This window comes from Actinorugispora endophytica (genome assembly GCF_004363075.1).
GTDB lineage: Bacteria > Actinomycetota > Actinomycetes > Streptosporangiales > Streptosporangiaceae > Actinorugispora > Actinorugispora endophytica.
Genome location: NZ_SNYN01000036.1, coordinates 20,185 through 27,157, shown reverse-complemented (window position 1 = coordinate 27,157; position 6,973 = coordinate 20,185). Strand labels below are relative to the sequence as shown.

The 6,973-nt window shown below is 72.1% G+C and carries 7 protein-coding genes and 1 tRNA gene; all 8 read right to left on the bottom strand.

What is annotated here, in order from left to right; genetic code table 11:
* Positions 1-154: 154 nt before the first annotated feature.
* On the bottom strand, positions 155-1,036 hold the full coding sequence (locus tag EV190_RS22710) for an SPFH domain-containing protein (protein WP_243742739.1): 882 nt from the start codon (positions 1,034-1,036) through the stop codon (positions 155-157).
* A gap of 207 nt (positions 1,037-1,243) precedes the next feature.
* Positions 1,244-1,317, bottom strand: a tRNA-Ala gene (locus EV190_RS22705).
* A 73-nt stretch (positions 1,318-1,390) separates the two neighbouring features.
* Positions 1,391-2,050 carry a divisome protein SepX/GlpR gene (gene sepX / locus EV190_RS22700; RefSeq protein ID WP_133743650.1) on the bottom strand — a complete coding sequence of 220 codons (660 nt, stop codon included), beginning with the start codon at positions 2,048-2,050 and terminating at the stop codon, positions 1,391-1,393.
* Positions 2,051-2,534: 484 nt separating this feature from the next.
* Positions 2,535-3,227 (bottom strand): GNAT family N-acetyltransferase, encoded by a 693-nt coding sequence (locus tag EV190_RS22695; protein ID WP_133743654.1) that lies wholly within the window; start codon positions 3,225-3,227, stop codon positions 2,535-2,537.
* 227 nt (positions 3,228-3,454) lie between these two features.
* On the bottom strand, positions 3,455-3,964 hold the full coding sequence (locus tag EV190_RS22690; RefSeq protein WP_133743649.1) for a MogA/MoaB family molybdenum cofactor biosynthesis protein: 510 nt from the start codon (positions 3,962-3,964) through the stop codon (positions 3,455-3,457).
* A complete protein-coding gene (gene moaC, locus EV190_RS22685) occupies positions 3,961-4,449 on the bottom strand; it encodes a cyclic pyranopterin monophosphate synthase MoaC (RefSeq protein WP_133743648.1) in 489 nt (162 codons plus the stop codon). The genes EV190_RS22690 and moaC overlap by 4 nt, the downstream gene beginning before the upstream one ends.
* A 260-nt stretch (positions 4,450-4,709) precedes the next feature.
* The gene (gene glp, locus EV190_RS22680; protein ID WP_133743653.1) at positions 4,710-5,942 is read right to left on the bottom strand and encodes a molybdotransferase-like divisome protein Glp; all 1,233 of its coding nucleotides are present in this window, start codon (positions 5,940-5,942) and stop codon (positions 4,710-4,712) included.
* Between the two features lie 38 nt (positions 5,943-5,980).
* On the bottom strand, positions 5,981-6,910 hold the full coding sequence (galU, locus tag EV190_RS22675) for a UTP--glucose-1-phosphate uridylyltransferase GalU (protein ID WP_133743647.1): 930 nt from the start codon (positions 6,908-6,910) through the stop codon (positions 5,981-5,983).
* Positions 6,911-6,973: the final 63 nt, after the last annotated feature.

The following is a 6,973-nucleotide window of genomic DNA, read 5'->3' as shown; positions in this document are numbered from 1 at the left end:
GGGGGGGGGGGGGGCGCCCCCCGTTGTGTGGGGGGGGTGGGTTGGGTTTTGTTGTTTTGGGGGCCCCCCCCCCCCCCCCCCCCCCCCGGGGCCCACCCCCCACGACCGTCAACGGAACCACCGGTGCCCGAACCACCCCCGCCCCGGAGGTTCCCTACTCCCCTCCCCTGGGCGGGACGTTGATCGACCCTCCCTCGGGCACCGGGAGGAACTCGACGTCGCCCTCCTTGAGCGCCTGCCACAGGATGGCGCCCTCCGGGCCGAGTTCGTCGACCAGCATCTCGATGGCCTCCATCTCCATCTCCACCCGCTTGTTCTCCTCCTCCTGCGCCGCGGTCTCCTCCACGGCCTGCTGCGCCTTGATGAGGGCCGCGCGCACGTCGTCCGGGGGGACGGGCTGCTGGATGGTCAGCTGCGGCGTACCGCATTCCTGGTCCTCGGCCCCGGTGAAATTCGGCGAGCAGAAGAAGTCGCCGCCGCCCTGCTCGGCGATGTAGCCCGAGAGGAGTTCGCCGACCTCGATCTCCCATTCGGCCTTGGCCTCGGCGGAGGTGTAGAGGTCCCGCCAGTCGTGGGACTTGGAGGCGTCGTCCAGCGCCCGGTTGAGGGGCGCCCCTATGTAGGTCCGCAGCATCCTGACCCAGCCCTCGTCGGTGTCCGCGTCGTACTTCAGGCCGATGCGCTCGTGCCACTCCTGGAAGGTCTCGCAGGTGGGGTTGAGGGAGAAGGTCACCACGCCCTCCACGGTCAGTTCGAGATCGTCCCTGCTGACCACGGTGGCGGTGCCCGCCTCGACGCCCTCCTCGGGGCTGAAGGTGTACGTCCGCTGCCCGCCGGGGTACACGAACGCCTGGTCGCCGGGCCCGTAGTACTGCCGGTTGCCGGAGGAGACACACGAGTCGAAGGTGGTGTCGCTGAACACGCCCGCGTCGTACTCCAGGCCGATCTCATCGGGGTTGGTGCTGACGGAGCAGCCGGCGGTCGCCATCAGCACGACCGCGGACGCCGCGGCGAGGCGGCGGGGGGAACTGTTCACTTGTGCTGCGCTTCCTTCGGGAGAAACCGCTCGTCCGCGGGACGGCCGAGGGCGGGCGAATACCGGGAACTGCGGAGAGGATAACCGCAGCCCCTGCCCCGAAGCCCCTGATGGCCGCAAGAGGCCGCTTCACCGTGTCGGCCCCGGCTGCTCCGGAAACGCGGGAAGGCCCGCTCCGCCTGCGCGGAACGGGCCTTCTGCCTGCTGTGGAGCTATGGGGATTTGAACCCCAGACCCCCTCGATGCGAACGAGGTGCGCTACCGGACTGCGCTATAGCCCCTTGGCCCCGTTGCGGGACGTCTAAGAGACTACCAGTTGCGGACCGCTGCTTCGACCAGGTTCCACGCGGCCGGTCAGTCGCCCGCCGCCCGGAGCTGGGCGTCGGCGTACTGGTCGTAGACCTGGTTCCGGCGGTTGGCGAGCTCGATGATCTCGGCCTCCCTCGCCGCCTCCTCCTCGGCGCGGCGGGCCCGGGCCGCCTCCTCGCGGCGGCGGTGCTCGCGCTCGGCCGCGCGCTGCTCCGCGTCGGCCTTGGCGGCCTCGCGCAGCAGCACCAGGTGGCCCAGCAGCAGCAGTGCGGGCGGGACGAGAACCCACCAGGGCCCCAGGCCCATGCCGACGGCCGCGCCGGTGGCGGCCAGCAGGAGGACCAGGCCGCTGGTGCGCCGGCGGCGGCGCGCGATGACCCGGGCCCGGCTGACGCGGACGGGCTCCTCGAAGAAGTAGGGGGCCGAGGCCGCCTCGTGCTCGACGCTCCCGCCGTCGTCCCCGGTCTCCCCGGTCCGGTCCCGGCGGGACCCCGCCGTCCGGTCCGGTTCCTCGTCCCCGGTCCCGGCGTCGTACTCGACGGGCTCGTACTCGTCGTCGGGGACCGCGTCGGACTCGTCGTCGGCCGCCGGACCACGGCGCAGCCCGCCCGCGGCGGGGTCCGCCGCGTCACGGCGCAGCAGCATCGGAACGAGGACGAGGATCCACACGACCACGATCGCCAGATACAGAGGAGAGCTGCTCATCACCCCTCCTCGCGCCGCAGACCAATGGACATTCCCAGACGTTCCCCCGGTGCGGCCACCGGTACCGGGCCCATGGGCGGGTTCACCTCGTCGGCGACCTGTCCGGAACCTACGGTCTGACGCTTTTCGGGATCGTCACACCGTTCGCCATCCTGTCGCCCCCATGTGCCGCATGTACGCGCTGTCCACATCGTTGATGCGTCTACGTTCCGCACCGTACGACCCGGTGTCCGCGAATGCGCAGTATTAGGGCCGGAGTGTCGTGAGATCTGTTCCCGTCCTTTTCCTCGGACGGGGCCTCCGTTGGGAAAACGCGCTGGTCAAAACGGAAAATACGCACCGTCATCCAACAGAAACGGAGGGTAGCAAACGATTACCACCCGATACCGGCGCACACGCGGGTCCCGGTGATTATCCCGCGAACGACGCCGTGCGCACACCTTTTCGGCAACGCGCGGCTCCCCTGTCCGCCACCCGGACGTGCTCAGGATCGCTCGGGCCGCGCCCCCGTCGCCCCTTGCGCGCCGCCCGGGGCGGTCCCCTCCCCCGGCCCCTCCGGGCGGCCGCCGCCCACCCGCGCCCCGCGCCACGTCGAGAGCAGGCCCCGGGGCACGTCCTCGACCGTGAGCGCGTAGCAGAGGTGGTCCCGCCACGCGCCGTCGATGTGCAGCTGGCGTTTGCGCAGGCCCTCATCCCGGAACCCGAGCTTCTCGACCACGCGTCGGCTCTTGTGGTTCTCGGGGCGGATGTTGGCCTCGACCCGGTGCAGCCCCACGGTGAAGAAGCAGTGGTCGACGGCCAGCGCGACGGCCGTCGGGGTGACGCCGAGCCCGGCGCGGGCGCTGTCGATCCAGTAGCCGATCTGGGCGGAGCGTGCTGAACCCCACACGATCGCGCCGATGGTGAGCTGCCCGGCGAACCGGCCGTCGTAGGTGATCGCCCAGGGCATCGCGACGCCCTGGCGGGCCTCTCTGCGGATCGCCTGCACCATGGCCAGGTAGGGGGCCAGGCCCGTGGTCTGCAGCGGCATCTCGGGATGCGTGGGCTCCCAGGGGCGCAGCCATTCGGCGTTGCGGGCCCTGGTCTCGCGCAGCGCGGCGGAATCGCGCAGCCTGAGCGGCCGCAGCCCGACTGGTCCCTCTTCGAGGGACACCGGCCAACCACGCATCCGATTCACCGCCACCTTTTCAGCACCTTTTACCGCCAATCATTCCCCCTCGGCGGCCCGTCTTGAAGAGAACGGCGAAAAATCCACTGTTCCCCGAGCTCAAGACCGGGCTTCGAACCGAACGGCGGACGATCCGGAACACGTCCCGGAGCGTTGACGCGGAAGTCCCCGCGCTCGGGCGCGGAGGACCGTCCGGCCCGCCCTCCACCCTCGACGGGGCGGGCCCCGTCGAGGCCCTAGGGGCGCGGGTGGTCGCCGCCGCGGATCTGGTCGATGGCGTGCGCCAGGATCGGGGCCAGCACCGCCATGCCGTCGCGCACCCCGCCGGAGGAGCCCGGCAGGTTGACCACGAGCATGCGGTGCCCCTGCGAGCGCGCGACCCCGGCCAGGCCGCGCGAGAGCACCGCGGTCGGCACGCCCTTGTCCCGGCCCGCCGTGCGCAGCGCCTCCGCCAGGCCCGGGATCTCGTACTCCAGCAGCGGGCGGGTCGCCTCAGGGGTCGCGTCCTGGGGGGTCAGCCCGGTCCCGCCGGTGGTCAGGGCCGCGTCGTAACCCTCGGCCAGGGCGCGGCGCAGCGCCTCGGCGACGGGGGCGCCGTCGGGCACCACCCACGGGCCGCCGACCGCGCAGCCCGCCTCGGCCACCAGTTCGGCGAGCAGCCGCCCGGACCTGTCCTCGTACACCCCCGCGGCGGCCCGGTTCGAGGCGGTGACGACCGCGACCCGGTAGCCGGTCCCGCCGCTCATGACGAGCGCCGCCAGTGACCGGTCTTGCCGCCGGTCTTCTCCTCCACGCGCACGTCGGTGACGACCGCCTCCGGGTCCAGCGCCTTGACCATGTCGATCAGGCCGAGCGCGGCCGTCATCACGCAGGTCAGCGCCTCCATCTCCACCCCGGTGCGGTCGGCGGTGCGCACGGTGGCGCTGATGCCGACCCCGTCGTCGGCGACCTCCAGGGCGACGTCCACGCCGTGCACCGCGATCGGATGGCACAGCGGGACGAGGTCGGGGGTGCGCTTGGCCCCCTGGATCCCGGCGATGCGGGCCACCGCGATCGCGTCGCCCTTGGGCACTCCTCCCCCGCGCAGGGCCGCCACGGCCTCGGCCGACAGCAGGACCCGGCCGGTCGCGGTGGCGGTTCGGGCGGTGACCTCCTTCGCCGAGACGTCGACCATGCGGGCGGCGCCGGAGGAGTCGAGATGGGTGAGGCCGGAGGAGCGTGCGTTCGACATGAGCGGCTGTGGGCTTTCCTGGTCGGATACGGTCCGCGGGGATTCGCGGGCCGCGGGTCCCCGGGCGGGCTTCCCCGCTTCCTCCGGGGACACGGCCTAGGGCGTGTCCGGTGGATCGGTTCGGGATGGCGAGCGGCCGTCCAGGGCGGGGCTCGCAAGCCGATTCGCGAAGTTCATCCTGGTCTGGCTGTTCGAGCGAACCGGCGCGGCGAGCGTCGCCCTGGTGGGCGCGAGCCCCGGAACGATCCACCGGACACGCCCTAACGGTAGGGGAGCTTGACCACCTCGACGACACTGCCCTCGGGCAGGTGGGTCTCCTGCTCGGGGACGACCACGAGGGCGTTGGTCTCGGCGAGCGCGGACAACTGGTGCGAGCCCTGGCGGGTCACGACGGACGCCGTGTAGGCGACGTCCCCGCCCGAGGCGTCGTAGTCCAGGACCGCGCGCAGGTAGGAGCGCTTGCCCCTGGGTGACGAGGCGACCGGGGTCAGCAGCCGCGCGCGCACCGACGGCAGCGGTTCCTCGGGCAGCCCGCTCAGCTTGCGCAGCGCGGGCAGCACGAACAGGTGGAAGGAGACGTAGGAGCTGACCGGGTTCCCCGGGAGGGTGATGATGGGGGTCCGGGAGTCGCCCACGGTCCCGTGGCCCTGCGGCATCCCCGGCTGCACCGCGACCTTGTCGAAGCGCACCGTCCCCATCCGCAGGAGGACCTCTTTGACCACGTCGTAGGCGCCCATGCTGACGCCGCCGCTGGTGATGACGATGTCGGCCTGGACCAGCACGTCCTCGATCGCGCCGAGCACGGTGGCGGGGTCGTCGCCGACGAAGCCGTGGCGGTAGCCCTCGCACCCCGCCTCGATCGCGGCGGCGGTGAGCATGAAGCTGTTGGAGTCCCAGATCTGGCCGGGCCCCAGCCGACGGCCCGGCTCGACGAGTTCCGCGCCGGTGCCGAGCACGACGACCCGGGGGCGCGGGTGGACCAGTGCCGAGCGGCGTCCGACCGAGGCGAGCACCGCGATCTCGGCCGGACCGATCCGGACCCCCGCGGAGAGCACCTCCGTGCCCTTGCGCACGTCCCCGCCCTCCCTGCGGACCGCGTTGCCCTCCGCCGCGGGGCGGCGGACCGCCACGGTGGCCGCGCCGCCGTCCGTCCACTCCACCGGGACCACCGAGTCGGCGCCGACCGGCATCGGCGCGCCGGTCATGATGCGCGCGCACATCCCGGCGGGGATCACCGAGGTGAAGGTGTCACCCGCGGGAATGTCCGCCACGACCGGGAGGAGCACCGGCTCCCCCGTCGAGGCTCCGGCGACGTCCGCGCTCCGGACCGCGTAGCCGTCCATGGCGGAGTTGTCGAAGGGGGGCAGCGAGACCTCCGCCACGACCTGCTCCGCGAGCACCGAGCCGTGCGCCCGGAGCAGGTCGAGCTCGATCGGCCTGGGACTGGACACCGTCGCCAGGATGTCGCTGACATGCTGTTCGACGCTCTTCATCGGCTCCCCCGCCAGTTCTCCGTCCACCCGGCCCCGCCTCATTCCCGCACGTCGAGACCGCGCTCCGCCACGAACCCGCGCAGCCACGGAAGGAACTCCGCGGCCAGGTCCGGGCGGTCACATGCGAATTCCACCACAGTGCGGAGGTAGTCGACCTTGTTTCCCGTGTCGTAGCGCTGGCCGCGGAACAGGACGCCGTGGACGGGGCCGCCCTCCTCGGGGCCGCGCTGGGCCAGTTCGCGCAGCGCGTCGGTGAGCTGGATCTCGCCGCCGCGCCCCGGCGGGGTCTTGCCCAGCACCTCGAAGACCGCGGGGTCGCAGATGTAGCGGCCGATGATCGCCCAGTTGCTCGGCGCCTGGTCGGCCGGGGGCTTCTCCACGAGGTCGGTGACGGTGACGACGTCGGTCTCGTCGGTCGCCCGGATCGCGGCGCACCCGTACAGGGAGACCTGTTCGGGCTCGACCTCCATGAGGGCGATGACGCTGCCCCCGTAGGTCTGGCGGACCTCGATCATCCGCTTGAGCAGGGCCTCGCGCGCGCCGATGAGGTCGTCGCCGAGCAGGACCGCGAACGGCTCGTCGCCCACGTGCGCGGCCCCGCAGAGCACCGCGTGGCCGAGGCCGCGCGGCTCGCCCTGGCGCACGTAGTGCAGCTGGGCGAGCTCGCTGGACTCGCGCACCGCGTTCAGCCGCTCGATGTCGTCCTTGGCCCGCAGCGCCTCCTCCAGCTCGTACGCGCGGTCGAAGTGGTCCTCGATGGAGCGTTTGCTGCGGCCGGTGATCATCAGGACGTCTTCCAGCCCGGCGGAGACGGCCTCCTCCACGACGTACTGGATCGCGGGTTTGTCCACGATCGGCAGCATCTCCTTGGGTGTGGACTTGGTCGCCGGGAGGAACCGGGTGCCCAGACCCGCGACGGGGATCACTGCCTTGGTGACTGAGGTCACGGAGCGTCGTGTATCTGCCATGACGGCACCTTAGGACACGGTCGTACCGAGTGCGTGTCAGAACAGGGCCCGAAGGCCCTGCGC

What these genes read in the sequence shown, in the direction of transcription:
- sepX (WP_133743650.1), bottom strand. Translation starts at nt 2,050, where the DNA reads ATGAGCAGCTCTCCTCTGTATCTGGCGATCGTGGTCGTGTGGATCCTC.
- EV190_RS22690 (WP_133743649.1), bottom strand. Translation starts at nt 3,964, where the DNA reads ATGAGCGGCGGGACCGGCTACCGGGTCGCGGTCGTCACCGCCTCGAAC.
- moaC (WP_133743648.1), bottom strand. Translation starts at nt 4,449, where the DNA reads ATGTCGAACGCACGCTCCTCCGGCCTCACCCATCTCGACTCCTCCGGC.
- glp (WP_133743653.1), bottom strand. Translation starts at nt 5,942, where the DNA reads ATGAAGAGCGTCGAACAGCATGTCAGCGACATCCTGGCGACGGTGTCC.
- galU (WP_133743647.1), bottom strand. Translation starts at nt 6,910, where the DNA reads ATGGCAGATACACGACGCTCCGTGACCTCAGTCACCAAGGCAGTGATC.